The sequence below is a fragment of the Modestobacter sp. VKM Ac-2977 genome, assembly GCF_026968045.1.
GTDB lineage: Bacteria > Actinomycetota > Actinomycetes > Mycobacteriales > Geodermatophilaceae > Modestobacter.
Window position 1 is genome coordinate 1,085,585 of record NZ_JAPVBQ010000001.1, and the last position, 25,747, is coordinate 1,111,331.

Sequence of the window (25,747 nt, forward strand, 5' to 3'; positions counted from 1 at the left end):
ATTAAAGGTTCGCGTTACCCATGGGTAGAACGACCCTTGAGCTGCGCTTATACGGCATGGCCAACGCCAGCAAACGGATCAAGACCAATTCGCAGGGTTATAGGTTCAAGTCCTATCGGGGGAGCAAAGCAAGGCCCTGACCAGCGGAGACGCCGGTCGGGGCCTTTTCTCGTGTCACCGGACGGCGCCTCCAGCGCGGCGGCCACGAGCCAGCCAGCGCAGGAGCCCCCGGTCGGTCGCCGCGGCGGCGAGCGCGGCCGTCACGAGGGCAGCACCCCACAGCGTCGGCGCTAGCCACGCCTGGCTGGTCAGCTCGGCGGGCAGCACCGCCACACCGTGCAGCGCCAGCGCAGGAAGGCCGGCGGCGCCCACGGCCAGCAGCGCCAGCGCCAACACCGCGGCCAGCCACCGGTCCGCCGGTGCGTGACCGGTGTCCCGACTGGCGAGCAACCGCCGGGCGGCCCAGCCGGCGGCGCCCAGGCCGACCAGCCCACTCACGACGAGGAGGTCGGCGCCGGCGACGGCAGTGGCGCCGCCTCGGCCGCCGGCCACCCGGACCGCCACGGCCGGGGCGAGGAGCGCTCCCATCACCAGCACCGCGTACCCGGCGGCGAGCGCACGGTCCCGGGTCATCGGCCCTCCCGGGCGCGCAGCTCGAACCGGTCCAGCAGCCGGCCGTCGGCCCGGACGGCCCGCCCGGCCAGCCGGTCACCGGCGACGTCCACGTGCAGGTACTGCAGGGCCGAGGCAGCTGCCGCGGTGGTGGCGCTGCGGCCCACCGGCGTGGTCTTGCACCCCCCGCCGCTGACCACGTGGGTGACCCCGTGCACCGGCCGGCTGCGCTCGTAGTGGTGGTCGTGGCCGGTGAGCACCAGGTCGACCGCCCGGCGGGCGAGGATCGGCTCGACCGCCTCCTGCGCGCCGGGCGTGGGCCCGTGGGAGCCGGAGGAGTAGAGCGGATGGTGCATGCAGACGACCTTCCACTGGTTCGTCGAGCTGGCCAGGGCGTCGTCGAGCCACTCCAGCTGCGCGGTCGAGTCCTCGCCGAACAGGCCGGGGGCGCTGGAGTCCAGGTAGAAGAAGTCGACCGGCCCGTGGCTGGTCGTGTAGTGGCGGGCCGGGGTGCCCAGCAGTCGCAGCTCGGCGTCGATCTCGGTCAGGCTGGCGTCGCTGTGGTGCAGAGCGCCATCGTGATTGCCGATGGCCAGTTCGAACCGGACCCCCGCATCGATGAGCGGGCGCATCGGCCGGGTGAAGACGTCGTCGAAACGGTCTTCCACGGAGCCGTAGTAGCAGAGGTCCCCGAGGTGGGTGACCAGGCCGTACGGCGAGTCCTGGTAGCCGAGGGCCATCCGCTCGGCCACGGCCATCGCCTGCCGTCCACCGCTGCCGGTGTCGCCGACCGCCGCGAAGGTCAGGTGGTCCGGGCTCTGGGACCAGGCCGTCGCGGGGAGCGTGAGCCGGGACATCTCACCCGGCACCAGGTCCTCACGCCCGAGCGTCGACCACAGCGAGCCGCTCAACCCCCCACCGGCGAGCGACCCGGCGACCCCCAGGCCGGCGGCGAGCAGCTGTCTGCGGCTGAGCTGGGGCACGAGGCGGTCTACCTCCAGAGATCCGGGCGGGCGGTACCTGGGACAACGCCGGGTCCTCGCCGCGCTGTTCCGGCTCCCGTGGGCCGGGCGGTCCCGGGCGTGTCACCGGTCGCGCGCGTCGACCCCGTCGGCGGGGGTGACGGTCTGCAGGTGCAGGACGTCGACCAGCAGGTGCTGGACCCGGGCGTCGGTCAGGCAGCCGCGCAGCTCCCGCCGCTCGAACTCGTCCAGCCCCGGCCGCAGGCGGAAGGCGAACACGCCTGGCTCCACGGTCAGGAAGGACTCGGCCACCACGTCGGCGTTGACCAGCAGGCGGCAGGTGCTCACCAGGCCACGGGTCATCTCCTCGCGGACGGCCTCCGGGTCGTCCTCCTGCTTGACGTTCGCGGCGACGACGACGTCGGTGAACGACCCCTCCGGCGCATCGACCTCCACGGTCATCAACTCCGCGCGCAGCAGCAGCACGCCGACGGCCGTCAGCACGGCGAGGGCGAGCCAGACCAGCGGTCGCCTCACCTCGTGCCGCCCGCGGCCGGGGGACCCAGGAGCAGCCGCACCGCCGGGTCGCCGCTGGTGGCGGGGCCGGCCAGCGCCTCGGCGCGCGAGGGCACCAGTGGTTCGTCCGGGAAGGCGATGTCACGCAGCGAGGCGGCCAGCTCTTCCTCGACACCCGCCCGCGCCGATGCCCCGGCCAGCCGCTCGATCAGCCAGGCGAGGCCGGAGACCAGCACCCCGCCCCCGAGCAGAACGGGGATGAAGATGTGCGTCCGGTTCAGGTCCTGCGGTCGCAGCCACCGGAAGGGCGGCGACTCCACCGGTGCGGCCCGCAGCCGCTGCAGCGGGTCGGGCACCTGCCCGGCGCGGGGGTGGCTCCGGGCTGCCTCCAGCCGGTTGAGTCGGCGCAGCACCAGCGCGGTGCTCATGCCCACCAGCGCGCCCAGGAAGAGGATGCCGACCAGTTGGGCGCGGTGCCACTCCCACCGGTACACGTAGACCAGCACGTAACCGCCGGAGGCCAGCAGGGTGACGACGGCGAGGATCCAGCTCAGCTTCTTCACGGTGCCTCCTGCTGCTCGACCTCGCCGGTGGCGCCGTCGACGCGGACCACCGTGCCGGGTGGGAACTTCTCCAGCGCGTCGGGCAGGCCCACGACGGTGGGCACCCCCGACTCGCGGGCCAGGATCGCCAGGTGCGCCAGGACGCTCCCGGTCTCGGCGATCAGGCCGGCCAGCCGGGGGAGCAGCGGCGCGAGGCCGGGGTCCAGGTTCCGGACCACCAGTACGGAGCCCTCCGGCGGGTCCTCGCCCTGGTGCACCGGGCCGGTGCCGGTGCCACCGCCCGCACCGGTGGCGCCCGCACCACCGGCCACCGGCACCGGGTGGCCCGTGTCGCTCATCCGGAACCTGGCCGGCAACGGCTCGCCGGGGACGACCGGCCGGCTGGTGAGCGTCGCTGCGTCGTCGTCCACCGCGGCGGTGAGCTGGGCCAGCCCCACCCCGCGGAGGTCCTCCGGCCGGGGCAGTCGCCCCGCGGCGGCGAGCCGTTCCGCGAGCACCCAGGCGGCCCGGGCACCCGCCTCCTGCAGCCAGCGCGCCCGCAGCCGGAGCGCCTCCCGCAGCACGCCGGGCTCGGTCTCGTCACCCGGCGGACCGGCCTCCGGGGCCCGGACGCCGGGCGGCAGCGTGGGCGCGGGCCCCACCTGCGGAGCCGCCAGGGCGAGCACCACCGGGTGCTCGGCGATGATCTCCGCGTCGGCGAGCCCGGCCCGGCGGGCGTTCGCCAGCACCCGCAGGGCCGTGGTGGCGCCGGTGGTCCGCGGCGCCTGAGGGTCCACCAGCAGTCCGACCAGGAGCTCGTGGGCGTGCACCGAGACCAGGGCCGGACGCAGCCGGTGCAGCAGCGCCACCAGCTGCCGGTCGTCGAGGTCGGCCAGCGCCGGGACGTCGACCAGGGCTGCGTCCGCGGCGTCCACCACGTCCCGGGCCAGCGCCGGCAGGGCGGACCGCAGCCGACCCACCCGCCAGGACGCGTGCAGCCGCCGTAGCCGCGGCCGCGGGTCCAGCCGCTCCCGCAGGCCCGGGGACCCGTGGCGAGGCTCGAGCAGGTCCAGGTCGACGGCCACCCGGCCGTCCAGGACCGGTACCAGCGGCGATGCGTCCACCGCGGACGCGGTGGCCGTGCCGGCCAGCACCAGCGCACGTCCCAGCGCTTCCCGTAGCGGGTCCACCCACAGGTCGACCTCGAGGGGCTGCAGCGGCTCGGGGAAGGTCTCGGCGACCGGGCCGGGCCCCAGGACCGGCCCGGTCGGTCGGCCCCGGGGCTCGGCGGTGACCGGCCGGCTCTGCAGCAGCCGCAGCCGGCCGTCGTCCCCGTAGCCCCACTCGACGTCCTGCGGGCCACCGAAGATCGTCGCCGTACGAGCCGCCAGCTGTGCCAGCTCCCGCAACCGCCGACCGCTCAGCCGTGCCCCGCCGTCTCCGTTGGTGACCGACGTTCGTCGTCCGTCGGGCCGGATCTCGTACCGGCTGCCGTCGACCTCCCCGCTGACCAGCCGGTCCGGGCCGCCGGTCACGGCGGCCACGACGAGCCGGTCCTCCCGCCCCGACACGGGGTCGATGCCGAACAGCACCCCTCCGCACTCCGCCGACAGCAGCGGCTGGACCAGGACGGCCAGCGGCTCCCGCCCGGTGACAGCGGCGGAGCCGGCCGCCGCCTGCTCCCGGGAGGCGATCACCACGTCCACGGCGCGACGGAACTCCTCCGCGCCCCGCACCCCGACGACCGACTCGAACCGGCCGGCCATCGAGGACTCGCCGAGGTCCTCCACTGTCGAGCTGCTGCGGACCACGAGCGGACGGGTGCCGTCCGCGGAGACGTCGCGCCAGGCGTCCTGCAGCGCCGACGGCCACGGCTGGCCGCGGGCCAGGCGCTCGACCGCCGCGGTGGTCAGCACGAAGCCCGGGAGCACCGGCAGCCCGGCCCGAGCAGCCGTCGCGAGCGCCGCGGCCTTGGCGCCGGTGAGCGCCGGATCGCCGGCCCGCTGGTCGTCCAGGAGCACGACCAGGGGCGGGTCCGGGGCATCGGACCCGCCGGACCGGTGGCTGGAGGGGGTGGGGCGCACGACGGACGGGTTCCCGGCCCGCTGCGGAGGTAAGCATGCGCGGGCCCGGACCCGGGCGAATTGCCCATCATACTGTGATGCATGGCACAGTCCGGATCGACCCCTGAGGGCGACCCGGCCGCGGCTGCGGACGGCTGCCGTCCGCACCCGAGAGAGGAACTCCATGACCGCGTCACCACCGCACGACTCGGCTCCTGCGCAGCCCGCCGTGACCACCGACGTCCTGGTCGTCGGCTCGGGGCCGGCCGGGGCGTCGGCAGCACTGCTCCTCGCCACCTACGGGACGTCGACGCTGCTGGTCACCAAGTACGGCCGGCTGTCCGACACGCCTCGAGCGCACATCACCAACCAGCGCACGATGGAGGTGATGCGGGACATGGGCCTGGAGGAGCGGCTCATGCGGGAGGCGACGCCCTGGGACCACATGGGCAACACGACCTTCTGCACCAGCCTCGCGGGGGAGGAGCTCGGCCGGATCCCGTCCTGGGGCACCGACACCGTGCGGCACGCCGACTACGAGCTGCAGAGTCCGTGCGCGATGGTGGACGCCCCGCAGACGATCACCGAGCCGATCCTGGTCCAGGCAGCGCAGGAGCGCGGGGCGCAGGTCCGGTTCGACACGAGCTACGTCTCGCACGTCCAGGACGACGACGGCGTCACGACGACGCTGCAGGACCGGCTGACCGGCGCCCAGTACACCGTCCGGTCGAGGTACCTGATCGGCGCCGACGGTGCGCGCAGCCAGGTGGCCGCGGACCTCGACCTGCCCTACGAGGGCCCGGGCGCCGTGGGGGGCGCGCTGAGCATCGTCTTCGAGGCGGACCTCTCCCGCTTCGTCGCGCACCGGCCGTCGGTCCTCTACTGGATGCTGCAGCCGGGGGCGGAGCGCGAGGGCGTCGGGCTGGGTGTGCTCCGCATGATCAAGCCCTGGACCGAGTGGATGCTCATGTGGGGCTACGAGGTCGCCGGCGGCCCGCCCGACCTCAGCGACGAGGTCGTCCGGGAGCTCGCGGTCGCGCTCGTCGGCAGTGACGACTTCGAGATGCAGGTGAAGTCGCGTTCCCCGTGGACGGTGAACCACCACTACGCCACCACGATCGCCCGCGGGCGGGTCTTCTGCGCCGGCGACGCGATCCACCGGCACCCGCCGACCAACGGCCTGGGCTCCAACACCTCGATCCAGGACGCCTACAACCTGGCGTGGAAGCTCGCCCACGTGGTGGCCGGTACCGCAGACCCCTCCCTGCTGGACAGCTACGACGCCGAGCGGGCGCCGATCGCCCGGCAGGTCGTCGAGCGGGCCAACCAGAGCATCGCGGACACCGGGAGGATCCTCAGCGCGCTCGACCTGGAGCACACCGAGGCGGCGGCACTGGAGCGGCAGCTCGCGCTGTGGAAGGCGCCGGGCCCGGAGGGGGAGAAGATCCGCACGGCCCTGCGGGAGGCGATCGCCTACAAGGCGCACGAGTTCGACGCCCACGGGGTCGAGCACAACCAGCGCTACGCCAGCTCCGCGGTCGTGGGCGACGGGACGCCGATGCCGGAGTACCGCCGGGACCCGGTGCTCTACGCCCAGCCCACCACCTGGCCCGGCGCCAAGCTCCCGCACACCTGGGTGACGCAGGACGGGCACCGGGTGTCCACCCTCGACCTGGTCGGCCGTGGCCGGTTCAGCGTGGTGACCGGCATCGGTGGGGAGGCGTGGCTGACGGCGGCCCGCGCCCTCGGCGAGGAGCTCGGACTGTCGATCACGTCGGTGTCGATCGGGCCGGGTCAGCCCGTCGAGGACCCGTACGGCACCTGGGCCGATCTGCGGGAGATCGAGGACGGCGGCGTGCTGCTCGTCCGGCCGGACCTGTACGTCGCCGCCCGCCACGCGTCGTCCCCGGCGTCGGAGCAGGCCGCGGCCGACTGGCTGTCTGGTGCCCTGCGCGCCGTCCTCGGACGCCGGGAGAGCTGACCGCAGGACCGGTCCCGGTCGTCCGCAGGAGGAGCGAGCCTGCGCACGGCCGGGACCGGTGCAGGTGCCGCGTCAGGGTGTGACGGGTACCCGCGCCGGACCGGGGAGTGCGCCGAACAGCGGTGTGCGCCGGAGGTCCGCCGTCCGGGGCTGGAGGTGCACCCCGGCGATCATGCAGCGCACGGACCCGCCCGCCAGCTCGATGGTCGGCACGGCCACCGGCAGGAGCCGGGTCGTCGCCTCGATCCGCCGGCGCTGGTCTGCGGTCAGGCTGGCGGCGGCCCGCGCGGACAGCGCCAGCACCGGTCCGTCGCGGCCGGTCAGCTCGATGGCGTTGCCGGCGAACTGGCGGACCTGGTGCTCGGAGAGATCGACGACGTCCCGTCCGGTCGCAGCCAGCCGGTCGGTCACCCGGGCTCGATCGGCGGCCGTGCTGATCAGCCCCAGCCCGACCAGCGCCACCGCGCTGCCCACCGTCATCAGCACGTTGGTGTGGTAGACCGCCCGGCCCTCGGCGTCGGCCGTGTCGAACAGCACCGCCTCGTAGCCGAACGTCGCGCAGAACCGCGCCAGCGCCTCGGGGTGCGCCCGGTGGGAACGGGAGACGTAGGCGACCCGCTCCTGGTGGTCGAGCACCATGGCCCCGGTCGACTCGAGGAACAGCCCGTCGCGCTCCATGCCGGAGAAGTCCACGACCTGGTCCACGCGGTACTGCTCCTGGAGCAGCTGGACGACGTCGGCTCGCCGCTCGCTGCGCCGGTTGACGGCGAACATCGGGTAGAGCGCCACCCGGCCGTCGGGGTGGGTCGACAGCCAGTTGTTCGGGAAGACGCTGTCCGGACGGTCGTGCGCGTGGTCGTCGAAGACGTGCACGACCACCCCCGCCGACTCCAGCGCCTCGGCCAGCCGGGTCACCTCGTCGCGGGCCTGCGCGGCGACGGCGGCGGGGTCCGTCCCGGCGGGCAGCGACTGGAAGGCGTTGTCGACCCGGGTCAGCTCGTTGGGCCGGAACCAGTGCGGGCGGATGAGCACGACGGCTCCCGGCGCCTGCACGGGTACGGCCATCAGGCTCCGACCGGGTCGACGGTGATCCGACGGGCTGCGGCCCAGCGGTGCGGGACGTCGGCGAGCGAGGTCATCCGAGCCTTCCTGTCAGGGTCGATCTCAAGGCTAGGAACGGGCGATGTGCACGCGCAACGAACATCCAGCTCGATTCCCGGCGGCCAGCTGAGCAGGAGTTGCGCCGCGAATAGGCTTTCTGCATGACCGCGTTGACCGAGCTCGACCGCCGACTGCTCGCGGTCCTGCGCGAGGACGGCCGTGCACCCGTCGCCGAGATCGCCCGCCGGCTCGGGATCTCCCGGGCCACGGTCACCAGCCGGATGGACCGCCTGGTCGCGCAGGGCGTCATCGTCGGCTTCACCGTGCGGGCACGGGAGGACGCGGTCGCCGGTGAGGTCCGCGCGGTCACGCTGATCGAGGTGGAGGGGCGTTCGACGGATGCGGTGATCCGCCGGCTGCGGGGCTTCACCGAGATCGACGCGCTGCACTCCACCAACGGGGGCTGGGACCTCGTCGCGGAGGTCCGCACCCGTGACCTGATGGAGTTCGACCGGCTGCTCGGCCGCATCCGCTCGATCGACGGCGTCGTGAACAGCGAGACCAGCCTGCTGCTGTCCTCCGTGCTGCGCTGACCACGGGCCGGCCCCGCCCCGGCGCAGCCGGAGACAGGAGTCGGCTGCGACGGGGCGGGGCCGGGGCATCAGTCCTCGGTGAGCCAGACGGCGGTGTTCGGCGGCAGCGCGATGCTGCCGGCCGAGGCGTGCACCCGCGACGTCGAGGCGAGCAGCACCTCACCGCGGGCGCGGACCAGCACCGTTGCCGAGCCCATGTTCACCACGCAGCGCACGGTCTCCTCGTCCCCGACGCAGCGGACGGTGAGGACGTCGCCGTCCGTGCGGACCGTGGCGTCCCCGGAGCCCAGGGCCGGGTGCGCCGCGCGGAGGGCGAGTGCCCGCCGGTAGAGGGTCAGCATCGATCCGCCGTCCCGGGTCTGACCGGAGACGGCGTAACCGCTCCACTCGGCCGGGATCGGCAGCCACGGCTCGGCCGCGCCGTCCGGGGAGAAGCCGACACCGGCGGAGTCGTTCCACGGCATCGGGACCCGGCAGCCGTCCCGGCCGGCGCGCTCGCCGCCGCTGCGGAAGAAGATCGGGTCGGTCTTCGCCTCGTCCGGCACCACGGCCTGGGGCAGCCCCAGCTCGTCGCCGGCGTACAGGTACGCCGACCCGGGCAGCGCGAGCATCAGCAGGGCGGCGGCCCGCGCGCGGGCGGTGCCGAGGGCGCCGCCGCCGAAGCGGGTGACCTGCCGGTCCTTGTCGTGGTTGCCCAGCACCCAGGACACCGGGGCGCCCACCCGGCCGAAGGCATCGAGCGCGGTCTGCACACCGTCGGCGAACGCCGCGGTCTCCCACGGCGACTTGAGCAGCCGGAAGGAGAACGACTGGTGCATCTCGTCGGATCGCGAGTAGAGCGCGACCTCGTCCAGGTCGGCCAGGCAGACCTCGCCGACCAGCATGGTGTCGGGGTACTCGTCGCAGACCGACCGCCACTGGCGCCACACGTCGTGCACCTCCGGCTGGTTCCAGGTCATCGCCTGTTCCGGCCCGTGGCCGAACAGGGTGGGGGAGTAGGCGCCCGGGTTGTCCCGCAGATCGGCGTCCTTGAACAGCCCGTAGGCGACGTCGACCCGGAACCCGCTGACCCCGCGGTCCAGCCAGAACCGCAGCGTCTTCTCGAAGTCGGCGGCGACCGCCGGGTCCCGCCAGTTCAGGTCGGGCTGCTCGGGGGCGAACAGGTGCAGGTACCACCGGCCGTCCGGGGTGCGCGACCAGGCCGGGCCGCCGAACAGCGAGCGCCAGTTGTTCGGCGGCTCCTCCGACGGCGGGGCGAAGTGGTAGCGGGCGGCCTCGGGGGAGTCCGGGTCGGCCAGCGCGGCCTGGAACCAGGGGTGCTGGTCGGAGGTGTGGTTCGGGACGACGTCCAGGACGACGCGGAGTCCGAGCTGACGGGCGTCGGCGACGAGAGCCTCCAGGTCGGCGACGTCGCCGTAGTCCGGGTCGACCGCCCGGTAGTCACAGATGTCGTAGCCGCCGTCGGCCCCGCCGGAGGGGTAGTGCGGGTTGATCCAGAGCGCGTCGACGCCCAGCCAGGAGAGGTAGGGCAACCGCGAGCGCAACCCGGCCAGGTCACCGATCCCGTCTCCGTTGCTGTCGGCGAAGGAGCGCAGGTAGACCTGGTAGACCACGGCTGACCGCCACCAGGGCGACGGGGACCGCTGGGCCGCGACCTGCTGCTCGGTCGAGGTCCGCATCGTTGCGAGCCGACGTGACATGTCGCCATCATCGGCAGCCGACTGGCACGGCATGTGTTGCACGTCTCACGAACGAGCACTCCGGCGTTGGCTGATGTCGCCAAGCCGATGCGGTCGTCCCCGGTGGTCGACGTGCGCACGCCTGCCCGGGCGGCCACCCGGCGGCCATCGCATGATTGGCCGGCTGTGGCGTGGGGCACAGTTGAGGTGTGGACAGCTACGCCGTCGGATTCGCCCGGCCGGATCGCCGATCCTGGGCCCAGCCGGTCGACCAGCCCAAGTCCTGGCACGCCGTCGAGGCGCACCGGCCAGCCGACGAGCTCGACGGGGAGGTGGAGCTCGCCGTGTGCGGTGCGATCGTGCAGATCTGGGGCGCGCAACGGTGGGGGCGGATGAGCAGTGGCCGCGACACCTGCGCCGAGTGCCGGCGCCGCACGGCGCCGGCACTGCGACAGGTCGGCTAGATCGACTGCGGCGGCTCGGCCGGCTTCTGCTCGGCGCGAGGCGTCCGCCGGCCGGTGATGGCCGAGATGCCGGTGATGTCCCGGCCCACGATGAGGGCCTGCACGTGGTCGGTGCCCTCGAACGTGTAGATCGCCTCGATGTCGGCGTGGTGCCGGGCGATGTGGTGCTCCAGCAGGATGCCGTCACCGCCGAACAGGTCCCGGGCGTCGGCCACGATCTGCCGGGCCTTCTTGCAGTTGTTCATCTTCGCCATGGAGGCCATCGCCGCGGTCATCCGGCCCTCGTCGGCCAGCTTGCTCAACCGCCAGCTCAGCAGCCGCATGCTGGTGATCTCGGCCAGCATCCGGGCCAGCTTCTCCTGCACCAGCTGGTAGCCGGCGATCGGCTGGCCGAACTGCTCCCGCTGCATCGTGTGCTTCAGCGCCAGCTCGTAGGCGGCCTCGGCGATGCCCAGCGCGCGCCAGGCCACCGTGTACCGGGTGCGGTCCAGCACCACCGAGACGTCCTTGAACGAGCGGCAGTTGGCCAGCTTGTTCTCCGCCGGCACCCGCACCTCGTCCAGGGTGATCTCTGCCTGCCACACCGCCCGCAGCGCGGTCTTGCCGGTCATCCGGGTCGCGGTCCAGCCGATCGACCCCTTGGGGACGACGTAGCCGCCGACCGCACCCTCCTCGTCCCGGGCCCAGATGAGCACCAGGTCGGCGATCGTGCCGTTGCCGATCCACTTCTTGGCGCCGTTGAGCACCCACTCGTCGCCGTCCCGACGGGCGCTGGTCTCCAGGGCGACGGCGTCCGAGCCGTGCGCGGGCTCGGTCAGGCCGAACGCACCGATCAGCTCCATCCGGGCCATCGCCGGCAGCCAGCGCTCGCGCTGCTCCTCATCGCCCAGCAGGGCGATGGACTGCATGGCCAGGAAGCTGTGCACGCCGTAGAAGGTGCCCAGGCTGCCGTCGGCGCGGGCCCACTCGGCGGCCACCAGCCCGGCGGCGACGGCGCTCATCCCGGCCGAGCCGTACCCGGCGACCGTGCCGCCTGCGACACCCAGCTCGGCGATCTTGGGGACCAGCTCGAACGGGAACTCGGCCCGCTCCCAGTAGTCGTTGATGATCGGGGTGACCTCGCGCGTGCAGAAGTCGCGCACCCGGTCCCGCAGTTCGATCTCCTCCGGCTCCAGGAGGTCGTCGAGGGCGTAGAAGTCAGGGGAAGCGTCGTTGCTCACCGTTCGGACGCTACCCGCGGGTGGCACCCGGTGCCGTGTGCTCAGCGCCGCTCCAGTACGCCTCGCAGGAGGGCTGCCTGCCCAGCGTGCTGGAGGTCGTCACCGACGACGCTGAGCAGCCGGACGCCGAGGGTCACCGGCGGGTCCCAGCGCTCGTCGACGACCCGGTCGAGGTCCGCGGCGGTGACCGTGCGCAGGAACTCTGCGGTGCGGGAGTGCACGTCGGCGTGGTGGTCGACCAGCAGCTGTGGGTCGGTGACCTGCGTCCGGCCGACGTCGGTGCTGCTGAAGCCGTAGCCGATGGCAGTGGGGTCGAAGGGCAGACCGAACCGGTCGGCCCAGCCGTTGGCCGTGTAGGCCTGCTCGATCCCGGCCACCTCGGAGACGTGGTCGTCCTGCACCCGGGTCAGGTGCCAGGCCAGCCAGGCGACGGTGTTCGCCTCCGGGTCGACGCGGGCGTTCAGCAGCTCCGGGTCGATCCCCTCGACCGCCCCGCGGACGGCCTCCTCGACGTCGTCGAACGCGGTCAGCAACAGGTCCCGGCTCTCCATGACCGCCGGGCTACCCGAGCCCCCGCTCGATCACTCGCCGGGCGGCTCGCTGGCCTCCTCCAGGTCCTCGACCTGCTCGGGGGTGGCCTGCTCCAGGGCGATGTCCCGGGGCTCGGGGAGGTCGTCGTCGGTCGGCGTCGTCATGACGACACCCTGAACCCACTCCGACGCGCACGCTAGGTTGCTCGGGACCTCGACCTGGCAGGAGACTCGTGTTCGGCTTGTTCTCGCGCTTCTCGCGGGTGGTCCAGGCGCGGCTGCGCGGCTGGCGGCTGCCGTTGGCCGTGATGGTCTTCGTCTTCGTGACCAGCTGGCCGGCGATGGCCCTGGTGGAGGGCACCGACAGTGACATCGTCGCGCCGGCCAACTACTGGTGGTACTTCGTCGTCACCGCCGCCACCGTGGGCTACGGCGACTTCTTCCCGGCCTCGGCCGCCGGCCACGTGGTCGGCGCCTACGTGATCATCGGTGGCATCGTCACGCTGACGTTGCTGTTCACGCGGCTTGCCGACTACCTGCAGTCGGTCCGCAGCAGACGCCTGAAGGGTGTGGACGAGCTGGACCTGACCGATCACGTCGTCGTGCTGGGGTACTTCCCGGGCCGCACCGAGCGGATGCTCGCCGAGCTGGCCGCCGAGGGGCGCACCCGGGTCGCGCTGTGTGCCTGGGAGGACGTGCCGGAGGACCCCGTGCCGGAGCGGACGGAGGTGTCCTTCGTCCGCGGCGACCTCAGCCACGTCGACGTCATGACCCGGGCCAACGTGGCCGCGGCCCGCGTGGTGGTGATCGACGGGCGGGACGACAACGAGACGCTGGCCATCGCGGTGGCGCTGCACCACGCCGCCCCGGAGGTGCACAAGGTCGCCGCGCTGCGCGACCTGGACCGCCGGGACAACCTCCGCTACGTCGACCCCCGGATCGCCTGCGTGCAGTGGCACATGCCCTTCCTGATCACCGAGGAGGCGCTGGACCCCGGGCTCACCGAGGTCTACGGCGACCTGATGAGCAGCCACGGCCACGGCAACACCTACTCCGTCCGGCTGCCCTCCGGGCACCGGCTGGGCACCTTCGGCGACTGCCAGGTGCGCTTCGGCCAGGCCTTCGGGGCGACGGTGCTGGCGTTGCGCGGGCCCGACGGCCTGACGGTCAGCCCGGTCTGGGAGACCCCGGTGGCCGACGGGACGACGCTCTACTACGTCGGCCGCCGCCGGATCGACGCCGGAGAGCTGCTCGCCGCTCGCTGAACCGGCCGTTTGCGTCGGCCGGGCACCTCGTCGATGCTGGCCGCCCCGGACCCACCACAGCGAGGAGCGGGCTCGATGCAGCAGTCGGCGACGCAGCGCAGCGGCAGTCGGGCGGGGCGGTGGCAGGCCCGGATGACGGCCGGCGTCGTCGGCTACCTGGTGTTCGTCGAGTTCACCAGCGGCGTCCTGCAGGGGTACTACATCCCGCTGCTCACCGACATCGCCCGGCACCTGGGCATCAACGACGCCGACGTCAACTGGCTCGAGGCCGGCCAGCTGATGCTGTCGGCGATCGCCGTCCCGGTGCTGGCCAAGCTCGGTGACCTGCACGGGCACCGCCGGATGCTGCTCTGGTCGGCGGCCGTCGTCGCGGTGGCCACCATCGTGCTCGCGTTCGCCCAGACCTTCCCGGTGTTCCTGCTGGCCTGGGCCGTGCAGGGCGTCTACGCGGCCTGGCTCCCGCTGCAGGTGGCGCTGATCTACAGCCGCTCCCGCGGGCTGCCGGACACCGCGGCCCGCACCCGGCGGGCCACCGGCCTCATCGTCGCCGCGCTGCAGCTGGGCGCCATCGTGGGGGCGCTCACCGGCGGGGTGATCGGCGACCTGCTGGGCGATGCGCTCTGGCTGGTGCTGCTGGCCCCCGGCGTGCTGGTCGTCGGGGTGGTGGTCGTCGTCTGGAGGCTGGTGCCGGAGGGGACCGACCGGATGCAGGGGGTCGTCGACTCCGGCGGCGCCGCGCTGCTGACCGCCGTCCTGCTGGTGGTCACCGGGGGCCTGACCTTCGTCCGGCTCAACGGTGACGAGGCGTGGCCGTGGCTGGTGGTCGCGGCCGGTCTCCTCCTGGTGTGGCCGTTCGTGCGCTACGAGCTGCGGCAGCCGGACCCGCTGGTCGACTTCCGGGTGCTGCGCAGCTCGGCGATGTGGCCGGTCCAGCTGACCGCGGGCCTGTTCGGGGTCAGCGTGCTGGGCGCACAGGGGCCGCTGTCGACGTTCGCCCGCACCGACCCGGACGTCTACGGCTACGGCCTCGGCCTGTCGACCAGCTCGGTGTCGCTGGTCATCGGCGCCTACGTGGTCTCGATGCTGGTCGGCGCGAGCCAGTTCGCCCGGGTCTCCCGGCTCACCACGCCACGGCTGACCCTCATCGGGGCGGCGGCGCTGGTCGCCACGGGCTACCTGCTGCTGGTGCCGTTCCACGACCAGCTCGGCCAGGTGCTGGCCGGCATGACGGTCGCCGGGGTGGGGTCGGGTGCCCTCGTCGCGGCCCTGCCCGCCGCAGCAGCCGCGGCGGCCCCGGCCGGCCGCACCGCCGTCGCCACCGGGCTCACCAACACCACCAAGGTCATCGGCGGGATGTTCGCGTCGTCGGTGTTCGCCCTCGCCCTCGCCGCCGGTGCACCCGTGCTGGCCGGCGGGGTCGAGGGCACCGCCGGGTCGCTCACCGGGTACGTGACCGTCTGGACCATCTGCGGCAGCACGGCGCTGATCGCCGCTGTCGCGCTCGTGTTCGTCCCGCGGCTGGCCTTCGCCGACCCCGCGCAGACCGAGGACCGCACCGTCGCGGCCCGGGAGGAGACAGCTGGATGAAGCGGACACTGCTGACCACCGGAGCCGCCGTGGGAGCCGGCGCCGCCCTCACCCGGGTGCGCCGATTCCGGCCACCGGCCCGCCCGGACGTGCCGCACGCGGACGTCGGGGCGGTCGACGCCTGCCGGGCCGCCGACCACCTCGCGCAGCTGATCCGGATCCCGACGGTGTCCCGGCGCGACCCCGAGCAGGTCGACCAGTCGGTCTTCAGCACCTTCCGCGAGCGGCTGGGCGAGCTCTACCCGCACACCCACCGGGAGCTGGAGCTGGAGCTGCTGGGCTCCGGGGCGATGCTGTTCCACTGGCGCAGCGGCAGCGACGCACCGCCCCTGGTGCTGATGGCGCACTACGACGTCGTCCCGGCCGACGGGCAGGCGTGGACGCACGACCCGTTCGCGGGGGAGGTCATCGACGGCGTCGTGCACGGCCGGGGCGCCATCGACGACAAGGGCGCCCTGGTCGCCGTCCTGGAGGCGGTGGAGTCGCTGCTGGCCGAGGGGTTCCACCCGGCCCGGGACGTGTACCTCTCCTTCGGCAACGACGAGGAGGTGGCCGGCTCCGGGGCACGGACGGCGGCCGAGACGCTCGCCGCACGGGGCATCAGCCCCTGGGCGGTCGTCGACGAGGGCGGCGCCGTGGTCACCGGGGTCTTCCCCGGCGTCCCCGGGCCGATCGCCGTCGTCGGCATCGCCGAGAAGGGGGTCGTGGACCTCGAGCTGACCACCGAGGACGCCGGCGGGCACGCCTCCTCGCCGGTCCGCGGCGGCGCGACCGCACGGCTGGCCCGCGCCCTGGTCCGGCTGGACGAGCAGCCCTTCCCGGCCCGGGTCAGCGACGTGGTGCTGGCGCTCGTCGACACCGTCGGCCGGCACGCCCCGGCCGGGCACCGCGCGGTGTACGCGCACGCCGCACTGCTGCGGCCGGCGCTCGCCGGCCTGCTGTCCCGCGCCGGCCGGGAGGCCAGCGCCCTGGTCCGGACGACGGTGGCCATCACCCAGCTGGAGGGCAGCCGGGCACCCAACGTGCTCGCGACCCGGGCGCGGGCGATGGCCAACGTGCGGGTGGTGCTCGGGGAGACGGCCGAGTCGGCGATCGAGCGCATCCGCGGGGTGATCGACGACCCGAGCGTCCGGCTGGAGGCGACCCGCGCCGACGACCCGTCGCCGGTGTCCCGGACGGACAACGAGGCCTGGGCGACGCTGACCGCGGCGATCCAGGCGGCCCACCCGGCGGCGACGGTCACCCCGTACCTGATGGTGCAGGCCAGCGACGCGCGGCACTTCGCCCAGATCAGCGACAGCGTCTACCGGTTCATGCCCTTCGACCTCAGCTCGGCGCAGCTGGCGTCCCTGCACGCCGCCGACGAGCACCTCACCGTGGCGGCGCTGGCTCGCGGGGTGGCGTTCTACCGGGAGCTGCTGCAGCGGTCGTGAGCTCGGCCGTCACCGCGGCGACCGCGGCGGCGGGGGAGGGCAGCCGGCCCGAGGCCAGCACCGCCCCGTCGACGATCAGCGACTCCACGGCGATCCCGGCCCGCACCGAGCGCCGCAGCGCTGCGCCGCGCAGTCCGCGGCGGCGCCCGTCGGTGACCAGGGCCGGGACCAGCCAGAGCCAGTTCGTCGGCGCGACGACCTCCACGGCGACGTCGTCGGGGAGTGCTGTGCGCAGCGCCCGGTAGACCGCGCCGACCTCGTCGGCCGGGGCGGCGTGCCGGTGGCCGCCGCCCTCGTCGAAGGGGCGGGCGGCCCCGCTGCAGCAGCCGCCCGACCCCGCGGCAGCGCGGGGCCCCCGCACCAGGACGACCCGGTGTCTCACTGCCGGTCGTCGCGGGACGTCTGGCCCAGCTCGGAGTCGTCGGTGGGGGACGTCGGGTTCGCCCGGGCGACCGCCGGGTCGGACGTGCCCCGCGCCTCGGCGCCGGGCTGGGAACGCTCACGGAACGCCGTCCGCAGCGCCAGGGCGGCCTCCACCATCAGCCAGATCGCCAGCAGGAAGATCAGCGCGTCCAGCGGGGCGAGCACCCAGTTGTCGGCCTCGACGAAGCGCTGCAGGTTGACGATGAGCGCCCAGGAGGTCATCGCCAGCAGGAACACCAGCGGGATCAGCACGGCCAGCGGGTTGCGGCCCTGGCGGGTCACCCACACTGCGATGACGGAGAGCGCCAGCCCCGCGGTCAGCTGGTTCGTCGTCCCGAAGAGCTGCCAGAGGACGCCGAAGGTGTAGCCGGCCTCGCCGCCGCCGGGCAGCAGGGCCATCGCCAGCGGGATCAGCACCGCGACGGTGGTGGCGAGGGTGAGGTTCCGGGCCAGCGCCCGGACCTTGATGATCTCGCCGATCTCCTGCACGACGTAGCGCTGCAGCCGCACGCCGGTGTCCATCGTGGTCGCGGCGAAGCTGATCACCACCACGGCGGCGAAGATGGTGGCGAGGTCCAGCGGGATGCCGATGTTGTTGGCGAACACCGCGACGCCGTCGACGAAGTTCTCGGTGGCGCCCCCGGAGGCGGTGGCGAAGTCGGGGTAGAGCGCCTCCCAGTCCGCCTGCGAGGCGGCGACGCCCGCGGTGGCGGCGAGCACGGCGCCGGTGGCCAGTGAGCCCTCGCCGACCGCGCCCATGTAGCCCACGTAGCGGGCGTCCGGTTCGGTGTCCAGCTGCTTGGACGTCGTCCCCGAGGAGACCAGGGAGTGGAACCCGGAGATGGCGCCGCAGGCGATGGTGATGAACAGGAACGGGAAGAAGCTGGGCGAGCCCTCCGGGACGTCGTTGACCACCGGGGCCTGGATGGTGTTCATCCCGACGATGACGCCGACGGCGATGACGGCCAGGGCGATGAAGAGCTGGTGGCTGTTGATGTAGTCGCGGGGCTGCAGCAGCACCCACACCGGGATGCGGGAGGCGATCCAGGTGTAGGCGAACAGCAGCACGACCCAGACGTTGCGGGTCTGCTCGACGCCGAGGGCCTCGGCCAGGCCGTCGAGCTCGATCGGGAAGGCGTTGCCGACCAGGATCAGCGCGTACAGCACGATGACGCCGACGATGGAGGGGATCAGCGCCGAGGAGCGGGTCCGGTAGATGTACTGGCCGATCAGCATGGCCAGCGGGATCTCCACCACGATCGGGATGACCGCGCCCGGGTTGGCCACGAACAGGTTGCCGATGACCACCGCGAAGACGGCGTTCACCAGGGTCAGCAGGAAGAAGATGATCGCCAGGAACAGCATCCGGGCCCGGCCGTTGACCACCTCGCCGGCCAGCGTCCCGATGCTCTTGGCCTTGTGCCGCACCGAGACCACCAGTGACCCGAAGTCGTGCACACCGGCGGCGAAGATGGTGCCGAGCACGATCCAGGCCAGCGCCGGTCCCCAGCCCCAGAACACCGCGATGGCCGGGCCGACGATCGGGGCGGCCCCGGCCACGGAGGTGAAGTGGTGGCCGAAGAGCACGTGCTTGTTCGTCGGCACGTAGTCGACGCCGTCGTTGAACTCGTGCGCGGGCGTGCGGAACGCCGGGTCCAGGATGTAGACCTTGCGGGCCAGGTAGCTCGAGTAGTACCGGTAGCCGAGGAAGAACAGCACCCCGACCACGGCGGCCACGGCGAATGCGGGCACGGACAACCCCCCACGTCCCGGGCGGCCGAGCGGCCACCGCAGGGCGAAGAGTAGACAGTTGCTGTGACAGGCACCACGGCCCTGGGCGCGGCGGTCCGCGCCGCCGGCGTCGCCGAGCTGGTGTGGCAGCGCAGCGGGCAGCCACCCGGCGCACTGGGCGTGGTGCCGCTGTGGCTGGGGGACCGGGCGGCGGTGGCCCTGCCCTGGGCCCAGGTCGAGGCGGCGCGCGCGGCCGCCGCGGGTGGCGAGGCGGCGCTGGTGCTCTCCGACCCGCGGCTGACCGGCCCGGGCTGGGAGCCGCTGGTCGCCACCGGCCGCCTCACCCTGGTCGAGGACGGCGACGGCAGCCTGTTCACCGAGCAGCTGCTGGACCAGGAGCTGCGCAAGCACCCGCCGTCCCGGGCGCTGGCGGACTCACCGATGCTGCGCCGGGAGCACTGGTGGTACCTGCCGCGGCTGGTCCTGCTGCTCGACCCGGTCGACGTCGTCCCCGGCGGGCGCCGGGACGGTCCGGCCGACGCGGTGCTCGCCGTCGACGACGACGGGCTGCACGTGCGCACCGTCCGGGTCGCCGACTGGGACGCCGACCCGCTGGCGTTGACCGGGGCACCGCCCGACGTCCGCGGACCGGCCGTGCTGGTCGGTCAGGAGCTGTCCGTGCCCGACGTCGAGCGGTGGACCGTGCACGTGACCAGCGGCCACGCCGCCGACGGCCGGCTCACCGGGGTGCAGCCGGCCGAGGACCGGGCCCTGGAACCGGTGCCGGGCCTGCGTGCGCGGGTGCGGCGGCAGCGGGCGCTGGAACGCGGCTGCGTCCAGGCCCTGCGGGCGGCCGGCCACCGCTGACCGGCCCGGGGGTCAGTCGGTCGGGCCCTCCGGCGTGGGGGCGGGCAGCAGGCTGCTGAGCATCCGGGCGGTCATCTCGACCAGCGGCAGGTGCCGGGTCAGCGTGCGGGGCTGGGCGCGGGAGGCCACGCCGCAGAGGGTGCCGAACACCGCGCCGTCGCGGGTGACCAGCGGGACGCCGATGTAGGCGGCCACCCGTTCGGCGTGCCCGGTCATCAGGTCGCGGTAGGCGGGGGTCGCGGCGGCGACCGTGGCGACCCGGGGGCCGACCCCGCTGACCATCGAGTGGCAGAAGCTCTGTTCCCAGGGCACGACCGTGCCCTGGGGGATGACCTCCTGGGGATGGGAGAACAGCACCACCTGTGTCGGCTCCTCGAGGTGGGTGACCATCCACACGTCCAGGCCGACGGTGCGGTGCAGGAAGGCGAGCGAGGCGCGGGCGGCCGCCCGCCAGTCCTCGAAGGGAACGACGTCGTCCACGACGAGCGGGACCATGCTCCCGATGATCCGCCTCCTCGGGCAGGCGTCAACGTCCGCGGACGGGGCCGATCCGGTACCGGTGCGAACCCACCGTAGCGTGGTCCTCCGCTCACCTTCGGCGACGGCTGGGGTGGCCGGCCGTCGGTACCGTGCAGGCCATGGCCACGAGCAGGTCCGCGGGACCCGAGCCCACCGGCGAGCCGGTCCGGCCCGGCGTCCTGCGCTGGCTCTGGTACGCGATGGGCGGCGGGCTGCCCGAGCGGCACCGCAGCTGGGTGCTGCACGACACCACGACCGCCAGCTGGGGCTGGCGGCACGTGCTGCGGGCCGCGGTGCAGATGGCGGTGCCGATCGCGCTGGTCCTGCTGCTCGTCCCGGGCCCGTTCTGGATCCGCGGCATGACCGCGCTCGGCGGGCTGCTGCTCGGGCTGATCTTCTCCTTCGCCTACATGACCGAGACGACCGAGAACCGGGTGAAGAAGGCCGGCTACCCGGTCGGCACCGCCCAGACGGTCCGCGACCGGGCACAGGCCGGCCGGGACGCCGAGCAGACCGCCAAGCGGCGGGCGGCAGCGGACAAGCGGGCCGCCCGCTACCGGGAGCGTCAGGGCCGCTGAGCCCCCGGGGCCTCGAACCAGGTGACCTGGTCGGGCACGGCGGTGAACGGGTTGGCCCACTCCGAGGGGGCGCCGGTGATCGGCTGGGCGTCGGTGACGACGACGAACGGCGTCCCCGGGTAGACGGCGAGCACCCGGGTGGGGGAGGAGAGCTCCTCGGTGCGCTCGATCAGCTCCCCGCGGCGCAGCTGCTGGGTCGTGCGACGGCCGGAGAGCTGCTCGCCCACCTCGGCGACCCACTGGGCGCCGTCCTGCCCGAAGGCGATCGAGTGCACCCGCTGCCCGGGCGGGGCCGGCTCGCAGCCGGCGAACTCGGCCAGTGCCTCGTAGAGCCGTTCGGCCTGCTCGTCGTCGCTGGCTCGCGGGAGGAAGAAGGCCACCATGACCGCCATCCTCGTCGAGCCGACCGACACTCCTGACCGTCGGCTGCGGTCAGCGCAGTCGGCGGCGGAGCAGCTCGTCCTCCTTGCGCAGCACCACCGTGACCAGCTCCCGCACCGCGCCCTCCGCCTGCCGGCCGATCAGCGGGGCGTCGACGGTGGCGTCGCCGGTGACCGTGGACCGGGTGCCCGTGGGGTCCGGGACCAGCCGCCGCTCACCGGTGACCTGGACGACCCGGCCGAACACCTCGGCCTGCACGTCGAGCTCGCTGCGGTGGCCGCCGGCGCCGTCCGGGCTCCAGGCGCTGCGTTCGACCACGGAGACCGACGAGCCGACGAAGCGGGCGAACACCGGCGGGATGCCGGTGGTGGGGGCGGCGAGCCGGGTGCTGGTGCTGGTGCCGGCCACGGTCACCCCCTGGACCTGCGCGCCCAGCGCGGCGGCGCGGTCGCGGAGGAACTGCTCGTCGGTCAGGAGCGCGAGGACGGCGTCCGGGGTGGCGGGGTAGCTGCTGGCGGAGTCGATGGGCACGATCTCCATCGTCGGCGGTGTGCGCCGTCCGCGCCGGGTCGGCCGCACTGTGACCAGCTCGTGATCGACAACTGGGCAAGCACACCCTAAGTTGCGTTAGGCAAACCTCAGTTGCTCGTCCTGTCGGCCTCGCGTCGTGCCGCACGGGCGCTGTACCACCACCCGGAAGGACCCCATGCGTCGCGCCCCGAGACTGGTCACGGTCTCCACAGCAGCACTGCTCGCCAGCGGCCTCGCCGCCTGCTCGTCGGACTCCTCGGCCGTCGAGACCGACGCCGCCGCGGACTTCACCCCGATCACCGTCGAGCACGCCTTCGGGACGACGACCATCGAGTCCGAGCCCGAGCGGGTGGCCACGGTGAACTGGGCGAACCACGAGGTTCCGCTGGCCCTCGGCGTCGTCCCGGTCGGCATGGCCGCCGCCAACTTCGGTGACGACGACGGCGACGGCATGCTGCCGTGGGTCTCCGAGCGGCTCGAGGAGCTGGGCGGCGAGACCCCGGTGCTGTTCGACGAGACCGACGGCATCGACTTCGAGGCGGTCGCCGACACCGACCCCGACGTCATCCTCGCCGCCTACTCGGGGCTGACCCAGGAGGACTACGACACGCTGAGTGAGATCGCGCCGGTCGTGGCCTACCCGGAGGCGCCGTGGGCGACGCCGTGGCGGGAGATGATCGAGGTCAACGCCGCCGGCATGGGCATGGCCGAGGAGGGTGACGAGCTCATCGCCGACATCGAGCAGGACATCGCCGACACCGTCGCCGAGCACCCCGAGCTCGAGGGCAAGTCGACGATGTTCCTCACCCACGTGGACACCAGCGACCTCAGCGAGGTCAGCTACTACACCCCGTACGACACCCGCAGCGCCTTCTTCGAGGACCTCGGGCTGTCCACCCCGTCCAGCGTGGCCGAGGCCTCCACCGACAGCGAGCAGTTCTCCGGGACGGTCAGCGCCGAGCAGGTCGACGTGTTCGACGACGTCGACATCATCGTGACGTACGGCGGCCAGGAGCTGGTCGACGCGCTGAACGCCGACCCGCTGCTGTCGCAGATCCCGGCGGTCGCCAACGGGTCGATCGTGTTGCTCCCGGACACCCCGCTGGGCACGGCGGCGAACCCGACGCCGCTGGCCATCCCCTGGGTGCTCGACGACTACGTGGACCTGCTCGCCGAGGCCGCCGACAAGGCAGCATGACCTCGGTCCTGGCCACCCCGGCCCCGGACGCCGCCGTCGTGCGGCGCCCGGGGCCGGTCCGGTTCCTCTGGCTGCTGGTCGTGGTCGGGTTGCTGGTCGCCCTGATGGCCCTCTCGGTCGCCGTGGGCTCCCGCGGGGTCGGCTGGTCCGACATCCTCGCCGCGCTCGGTGGGTCCACGGACAACATCGGGCAGGCGGCGGTGACCAAGCGGATCCCGCGCACGGTCCTGGCGGTCGTCGTCGGCGCTGCGCTGGGCCTGTCCGGTGCGGTCATGCAGGGCGTCACCCGCAACCCGCTGGCCGACCCGGGGGTGCTCGGCATCAACATGGGCGCCTCGCTCGCGGTGGTCGCCGGCATCGCCTGGTTCGGCCTGTTCTCGGCGACCAGCATCGTCTGGACGGCGATCGTCGGCGCCGGCGTCGCGGCGGTCTTCGTCTACGCCGTCGGCTCCCTGGGTCGGGGTGGGGCGACCCCGCTGAAGCTCGCCCTGGCCGGCGCGGCCACCTCGGCCGCGCTCACCTCGTTCATCACCGCGGTGGCCCTGCCCCGCGGCGACATCGTGGAGAACGTCGTGTCCTGGGAGATCGGCGGCGTCGGCGGCGCCACGTTCGACGGCATCGGCACCGTGGCGCCCTTCCTCCTCCTGGGCCTGGTCGTCAGCCTGCTGTCCGCGCGCAGTCTGAACTCCCTCGCCCTGGGCGACGAGCTCGCCGCCGGCCTCGGGGAGCGGGTCGCCCTCGCCCGGGGTGTGGCCGCGCTCGGGTCGGTCCTGCTGTGCGGCGCCGCCACCGCGGTCGCCGGGCCGATCGGGTTCGTCGGGCTCGTCGTCCCGCACCTGTGCCGGCTGCTGGTGGGCGTGGACCACCGCTGGCTGCTGCCCTTCTCCGCGATCGCCGGCGCGTGCCTGCTGACCGGCGCCGACGTGCTCGGCCGGATCGTGGCCCGCCCGACCGAGCTGGACGTCGGCATCCTCACCGCGATCATCGGCGCCCCGTTCTTCATCGCGATCGTCCGCCGGCAGAAGGTGCGCGAGCTGTGACCGCCGTCGTCACCCCAGCGCCCTCGACCGTCGACACCGTCGCCCGCGGGCGCGTCCGCCGTGCGGCCCGCCGGCGGCTGGTGATCACCCTGCTCGCGCTCGCCGTCCTGGTCGCCTTCGCGGTGACGCTGATGGTGGGGCGCACCTTCTACCCGCCCGGGGACGTGCTCCGCGTCGTCCTGGGCTCCGACGTCCCCGGGGCGTCCTTCACGGTCGGGACGCTGCGGCTGCCGCGCGCCGTCCTGGCGGTGGTGGCCGGGCTCAGCTTCGGCCTGGCCGGCGTCACGTTCCAGACGATGCTGCGCAACCCGCTGGCCAGCCCCGACGTCATCGGCATCACCTCGGGGGCCAGCGCCGCGGCGGCCTTCGCGATCGTGATCCTGGGCTGGTCCGGCACCGCGGTGTCGGTCACCGCGATCGTGGCGGCGCTCGGGGTGGCGCTGCTGATCTACATGCTGGCGTTCAAGGACGGCGTCGCCGGCACCCGGCTGATCCTGATCGGCATCGGCGTCGCCGCCATGGGCAAGAGCATCACCTCCTACGTGTTGTCGAAGGCCGGGGCGTGGGACTTCGCGGAGGCGCTGCGCTGGCTCACCGGCAGCCTCAACGGCAGCACCTGGGAGGCGACCGTGCCGGCCCTGGTGGCGCTGCTGGTGTTCGGGCCGGTCCTGCTCGGGCAGACACGCAACCTCTCCGCGCTGCAGCTGGGCGACGACACCGCCTCCGCGCTGGGGGTCCGGGTGGAGCGCACCCGGGTCATCGCGATCGTCGCCGCGGTCGCCCTGCTGGCCTTCGCCACCGCCGCGTGTGGTCCGATCGCGTTCGTGTCGTTCCTGGCGGGCCCGATCGCAGCGCGGCTCGTGGGGCCGAACGGCTCGCTGCTGGTGCCTGCCGCGCTGGTCGGGGCGCTGCTCGTGCTCGTGGCCGACCTGTGCGGCCAGTACGCGTTCGGCACCCGCTACCCGGTCGGCGTGATCACCGGCGTGCTCGGGGCGCCGTACCTCATCTACCTGATCGTCCGCAGCAACCGCACCGGAGGCTCCTTGTGACCGCCACCCACTCACTGGCAGCCGAGGACCTCACGCTGGCCTACGGCGAGCGCACCGTGATCGAGGGCCTGGACCTGCTGGTGCCGCCCGGGCGGATCACCGCGGTCGTCGGGGCGAACGCCTGCGGCAAGTCGACGCTGCTGCGGTCGATGTCGCGGCTGCTGGCCCCGCGCAGCGGGCGGGTGCTGCTCGACGGCAAGGCGGTGCACCGGCTGCCGGCCAAGGAACTGGCCCGCACGCTCGGTCTGCTGCCGCAGTCGCCGATCGCGCCGGAGGGGATCACGGTCGCCGACCTCGTCGGCCGAGGGCGGCACCCGCACCAGCGGGTGTTCTCCCGCTGGAGCAAGGAGGACGACGCCGCGGTGGCGGCCGCCCTCGACGCGACGGAGACGACGCCGCTGGCCGACCGGGCCGTCGACGAGCTCTCCGGCGGGCAGCGCCAGCGGGTGTGGATCGCGATGGCGCTGGCCCAGCAGACCGACCTGCTGCTGCTCGACGAGCCGACCACCTTCCTGGACGTCGCGCACCAGATCGAGGTTCTCGACCTGCTGACCGACCTCAACCGGACCCGCGGGACGACGATCGTGATGGTGCTGCACGACCTCAATCTGGCCGCCCGCTACGCCGACCACCTGGTCGCGCTGTCCGGTGGGCAGATCCACGCCGCCGGCACCCCGGAGGACGTGCTCACCGAGGAGTGCGTGCGCGCGGTGTTCGGGCTCGACAGCCAGGTGATCGTGGACCCGACCTCGGGCAAGCCGCTGATGCTGCCGATGGGCCGCCACCACACCGCCCCGCGCGCCGACGTCCTGCAGAGCACGTCCGGCAGCTGAACCGCCGGGAGGACGCAAGGCAGGGAACCAGACCTGGCTTATATAACCG

26 protein-coding genes are annotated in these 25,747 nt (G+C 73.6%); 12 read left to right on the forward strand and 14 right to left on the reverse strand.

Annotated features, from left to right (window positions below; all coding sequences use genetic code 11):
• Positions 1 to 174: 174 nt before the first annotated feature.
• The 5 genes from O2V63_RS05310 to O2V63_RS05330 form a co-directional block, all read right to left on the reverse strand.
• Positions 175 to 633, reverse strand: a complete 459-nt coding sequence (locus tag O2V63_RS05310; RefSeq protein WP_269166508.1) for a hypothetical protein — start codon at positions 631 to 633, stop codon at positions 175 to 177.
• On the reverse strand, positions 630 to 1,595 hold the full coding sequence (locus O2V63_RS05315; RefSeq protein ID WP_269166509.1) for a metallophosphoesterase family protein: 966 nt from the start codon (positions 1,593 to 1,595) through the stop codon (positions 630 to 632). Before O2V63_RS05315 ends, O2V63_RS05310 begins: the two co-directional genes overlap by 4 nt.
• Positions 1,596 to 1,697: 102 nt before the next feature.
• A complete protein-coding gene (locus O2V63_RS05320) occupies positions 1,698 to 2,111 on the reverse strand; it encodes a hypothetical protein (protein ID WP_269166510.1) in 414 nt (137 codons plus the stop codon).
• Positions 2,108 to 2,653: a hypothetical protein gene (locus O2V63_RS05325; RefSeq protein WP_269166511.1), complete on the reverse strand. Its 546-nt coding sequence runs from the start codon at positions 2,651 to 2,653 to the stop codon at positions 2,108 to 2,110. Before O2V63_RS05325 ends, O2V63_RS05320 begins: the two co-directional genes overlap by 4 nt.
• Positions 2,650 to 4,716, reverse strand: coding sequence for a PEP/pyruvate-binding domain-containing protein (locus O2V63_RS05330; protein ID WP_269166512.1), 2,067 nt, complete (start codon positions 4,714 to 4,716; stop codon positions 2,650 to 2,652). The genes O2V63_RS05325 and O2V63_RS05330 overlap by 4 nt, the downstream gene beginning before the upstream one ends.
• A gap of 208 nt (positions 4,717 to 4,924) precedes the next feature.
• On the opposite strand from O2V63_RS05330, the gene O2V63_RS05335 reads away from it, so the two are divergent.
• Positions 4,925 to 6,676 (forward strand): FAD-dependent oxidoreductase, encoded by a 1,752-nt coding sequence (locus O2V63_RS05335; protein WP_269166513.1) that lies wholly within the window; start codon positions 4,925 to 4,927, stop codon positions 6,674 to 6,676.
• 72 nt (positions 6,677 to 6,748) lie between these two features.
• On the opposite strand, the gene ctlX is transcribed toward O2V63_RS05335, so the two are convergent.
• A complete protein-coding gene (gene ctlX / locus O2V63_RS05340; protein ID WP_269166514.1) occupies positions 6,749 to 7,741 on the reverse strand; it encodes a citrulline utilization hydrolase CtlX in 993 nt (330 codons plus the stop codon).
• A gap of 197 nt (positions 7,742 to 7,938) precedes the next feature.
• Between ctlX and O2V63_RS05345 the strand changes: the two genes are divergently transcribed.
• Complete coding sequence (locus O2V63_RS05345) at positions 7,939 to 8,370, forward strand: Lrp/AsnC family transcriptional regulator (RefSeq protein WP_036341527.1); 432 nt, start codon at positions 7,939 to 7,941, stop codon at positions 8,368 to 8,370.
• A gap of 68 nt (positions 8,371 to 8,438) precedes the next feature.
• Here the strand turns inward: O2V63_RS05345 and O2V63_RS05350 are convergent, their stop codons facing one another.
• Positions 8,439 to 10,049 (reverse strand): glycoside hydrolase family 13 protein, encoded by a 1,611-nt coding sequence (locus O2V63_RS05350; protein ID WP_269166515.1) that lies wholly within the window; start codon positions 10,047 to 10,049, stop codon positions 8,439 to 8,441.
• 209 nt (positions 10,050 to 10,258) lie between these two features.
• Here O2V63_RS05350 and O2V63_RS05355 point away from each other — a divergent pair, with 209 nt between their 5' ends.
• A complete protein-coding gene (locus tag O2V63_RS05355) occupies positions 10,259 to 10,513 on the forward strand; it encodes a hypothetical protein (protein WP_036341512.1) in 255 nt (84 codons plus the stop codon).
• On the opposite strand, the gene O2V63_RS05360 is transcribed toward O2V63_RS05355, so the two are convergent.
• Both O2V63_RS05360 and O2V63_RS05365 read right to left on the reverse strand, forming a co-directional pair.
• Positions 10,510 to 11,733, reverse strand: coding sequence for an acyl-CoA dehydrogenase family protein (locus tag O2V63_RS05360; RefSeq protein WP_269166516.1), 1,224 nt, complete (start codon positions 11,731 to 11,733; stop codon positions 10,510 to 10,512). The genes O2V63_RS05355 and O2V63_RS05360 overlap by 4 nt on opposite strands.
• Positions 11,734 to 11,774: 41 nt before the next feature.
• Positions 11,775 to 12,284 carry a mycothiol transferase gene (locus O2V63_RS05365; RefSeq protein WP_269166517.1) on the reverse strand — a complete coding sequence of 170 codons (510 nt, stop codon included), beginning with the start codon at positions 12,282 to 12,284 and terminating at the stop codon, positions 11,775 to 11,777.
• Positions 12,285 to 12,496: 212 nt separating this feature from the next.
• Here O2V63_RS05365 and O2V63_RS05370 point away from each other — a divergent pair, with 212 nt between their 5' ends.
• The 3 genes from O2V63_RS05370 to O2V63_RS05380 all read left to right on the forward strand — a co-directional run bounded on the left by O2V63_RS05370 (position 12,497) and on the right by O2V63_RS05380 (position 16,548).
• Positions 12,497 to 13,528, forward strand: a complete 1,032-nt coding sequence (locus O2V63_RS05370; protein WP_269166518.1) for a potassium channel family protein — start codon at positions 12,497 to 12,499, stop codon at positions 13,526 to 13,528.
• A gap of 75 nt (positions 13,529 to 13,603) precedes the next feature.
• Entirely contained in the window at positions 13,604 to 15,115 is a 1,512-nt protein-coding gene (locus O2V63_RS05375; protein ID WP_269166519.1) for an MFS transporter, read from the forward strand.
• On the forward strand, positions 15,112 to 16,548 hold the full coding sequence (locus O2V63_RS05380; RefSeq protein WP_269166520.1) for a M20/M25/M40 family metallo-hydrolase: 1,437 nt from the start codon (positions 15,112 to 15,114) through the stop codon (positions 16,546 to 16,548). Before O2V63_RS05375 ends, O2V63_RS05380 begins: the two co-directional genes overlap by 4 nt.
• Here the strand turns inward: O2V63_RS05380 and O2V63_RS05385 are convergent.
• Positions 16,487 to 16,930 (reverse strand): hypothetical protein, encoded by a 444-nt coding sequence (locus O2V63_RS05385; RefSeq protein WP_269166521.1) that lies wholly within the window; start codon positions 16,928 to 16,930, stop codon positions 16,487 to 16,489. The genes O2V63_RS05380 and O2V63_RS05385 overlap by 62 nt on opposite strands.
• Positions 16,927 to 18,723 (reverse strand): carbon starvation CstA family protein, encoded by a 1,797-nt coding sequence (locus tag O2V63_RS05390; RefSeq protein WP_269166522.1) that lies wholly within the window; start codon positions 18,721 to 18,723, stop codon positions 16,927 to 16,929. The genes O2V63_RS05385 and O2V63_RS05390 overlap by 4 nt, the downstream gene beginning before the upstream one ends.
• Before the next feature lie 63 nt (positions 18,724 to 18,786).
• Between O2V63_RS05390 and O2V63_RS05395 the strand changes: the two genes are divergently transcribed.
• Complete coding sequence (locus O2V63_RS05395) at positions 18,787 to 19,569, forward strand: hypothetical protein (protein WP_269166523.1); 783 nt, start codon at positions 18,787 to 18,789, stop codon at positions 19,567 to 19,569.
• Between the two features lie 12 nt (positions 19,570 to 19,581).
• Here O2V63_RS05395 and O2V63_RS05400 read toward each other — a convergent pair whose 3' ends face one another.
• On the reverse strand, positions 19,582 to 20,064 hold the full coding sequence (locus O2V63_RS05400; RefSeq protein ID WP_269166524.1) for a GAF domain-containing protein: 483 nt from the start codon (positions 20,062 to 20,064) through the stop codon (positions 19,582 to 19,584).
• A gap of 143 nt (positions 20,065 to 20,207) precedes the next feature.
• Between O2V63_RS05400 and O2V63_RS05405 the strand changes: the two genes are divergently transcribed.
• Entirely contained in the window at positions 20,208 to 20,666 is a 459-nt protein-coding gene (locus O2V63_RS05405) for a DUF5313 family protein (RefSeq protein WP_269166525.1), read from the forward strand.
• Here O2V63_RS05405 and O2V63_RS05410 read toward each other — a convergent pair.
• Complete coding sequence (locus O2V63_RS05410; RefSeq protein WP_269166526.1) at positions 20,654 to 21,058, reverse strand: hypothetical protein; 405 nt, start codon at positions 21,056 to 21,058, stop codon at positions 20,654 to 20,656. The genes O2V63_RS05405 and O2V63_RS05410 overlap by 13 nt on opposite strands.
• Positions 21,059 to 21,098: 40 nt before the next feature.
• Positions 21,099 to 21,587 carry a DUF2505 domain-containing protein gene (locus O2V63_RS05415; protein ID WP_269166527.1) on the reverse strand — a complete coding sequence of 163 codons (489 nt, stop codon included), beginning with the start codon at positions 21,585 to 21,587 and terminating at the stop codon, positions 21,099 to 21,101.
• A 166-nt stretch (positions 21,588 to 21,753) separates the two neighbouring features.
• On the opposite strand from O2V63_RS05415, the gene O2V63_RS05420 reads away from it, so the two are divergent.
• Genes O2V63_RS05420 through O2V63_RS05435 form a run of 4 tightly spaced genes read left to right on the forward strand, consistent with a single transcriptional unit; the run spans position 21,754 to position 25,698 of the window.
• Positions 21,754 to 22,776 (forward strand): iron-siderophore ABC transporter substrate-binding protein, encoded by a 1,023-nt coding sequence (locus O2V63_RS05420; RefSeq protein ID WP_269166528.1) that lies wholly within the window; start codon positions 21,754 to 21,756, stop codon positions 22,774 to 22,776.
• Positions 22,773 to 23,816: a FecCD family ABC transporter permease gene (locus tag O2V63_RS05425; protein WP_269166529.1), complete on the forward strand. Its 1,044-nt coding sequence runs from the start codon at positions 22,773 to 22,775 to the stop codon at positions 23,814 to 23,816. The genes O2V63_RS05420 and O2V63_RS05425 overlap by 4 nt, the downstream gene beginning before the upstream one ends.
• Positions 23,813 to 24,865, forward strand: coding sequence for a FecCD family ABC transporter permease (locus O2V63_RS05430; protein WP_269166530.1), 1,053 nt, complete (start codon positions 23,813 to 23,815; stop codon positions 24,863 to 24,865). Before O2V63_RS05425 ends, O2V63_RS05430 begins: the two co-directional genes overlap by 4 nt.
• Complete coding sequence (locus O2V63_RS05435) at positions 24,862 to 25,698, forward strand: ABC transporter ATP-binding protein (RefSeq protein ID WP_269166531.1); 837 nt, start codon at positions 24,862 to 24,864, stop codon at positions 25,696 to 25,698. The genes O2V63_RS05430 and O2V63_RS05435 overlap by 4 nt, the downstream gene beginning before the upstream one ends.
• The last annotated feature ends 49 nt before the right edge of the window (positions 25,699 to 25,747 follow it).

Bases quoted from the DNA above. Each gene is read 5' to 3' on its own strand.
- O2V63_RS05310 (WP_269166508.1), bottom strand. From the start codon at position 633: ATGACCCGGGACCGTGCGCTCGCCGCCGGGTACGCGGTGCTGGTGATG.
- ctlX (WP_269166514.1), bottom strand. From the start codon at position 7,741: ATGGCCGTACCCGTGCAGGCGCCGGGAGCCGTCGTGCTCATCCGCCCG.
- O2V63_RS05345 (WP_036341527.1), top strand. From the start codon at position 7,939: ATGACCGCGTTGACCGAGCTCGACCGCCGACTGCTCGCGGTCCTGCGC.
- O2V63_RS05350 (WP_269166515.1), bottom strand. From the start codon at position 10,049: ATGCGGACCTCGACCGAGCAGCAGGTCGCGGCCCAGCGGTCCCCGTCG.
- O2V63_RS05365 (WP_269166517.1), bottom strand. From the start codon at position 12,284: ATGGAGAGCCGGGACCTGTTGCTGACCGCGTTCGACGACGTCGAGGAG.
- O2V63_RS05375 (WP_269166519.1), top strand. From the start codon at position 13,604: ATGCAGCAGTCGGCGACGCAGCGCAGCGGCAGTCGGGCGGGGCGGTGG.
- O2V63_RS05380 (WP_269166520.1), top strand. From the start codon at position 15,112: ATGAAGCGGACACTGCTGACCACCGGAGCCGCCGTGGGAGCCGGCGCC.
- O2V63_RS05400 (WP_269166524.1), bottom strand. From the start codon at position 20,064: ATGGTCCCGCTCGTCGTGGACGACGTCGTTCCCTTCGAGGACTGGCGG.
- O2V63_RS05405 (WP_269166525.1), top strand. From the start codon at position 20,208: ATGGCCACGAGCAGGTCCGCGGGACCCGAGCCCACCGGCGAGCCGGTC.
- O2V63_RS05410 (WP_269166526.1), bottom strand. From the start codon at position 21,058: ATGGCGGTCATGGTGGCCTTCTTCCTCCCGCGAGCCAGCGACGACGAG.
- O2V63_RS05415 (WP_269166527.1), bottom strand. From the start codon at position 21,587: ATGGAGATCGTGCCCATCGACTCCGCCAGCAGCTACCCCGCCACCCCG.
- O2V63_RS05420 (WP_269166528.1), top strand. From the start codon at position 21,754: ATGCGTCGCGCCCCGAGACTGGTCACGGTCTCCACAGCAGCACTGCTC.
- O2V63_RS05425 (WP_269166529.1), top strand. From the start codon at position 22,773: ATGACCTCGGTCCTGGCCACCCCGGCCCCGGACGCCGCCGTCGTGCGG.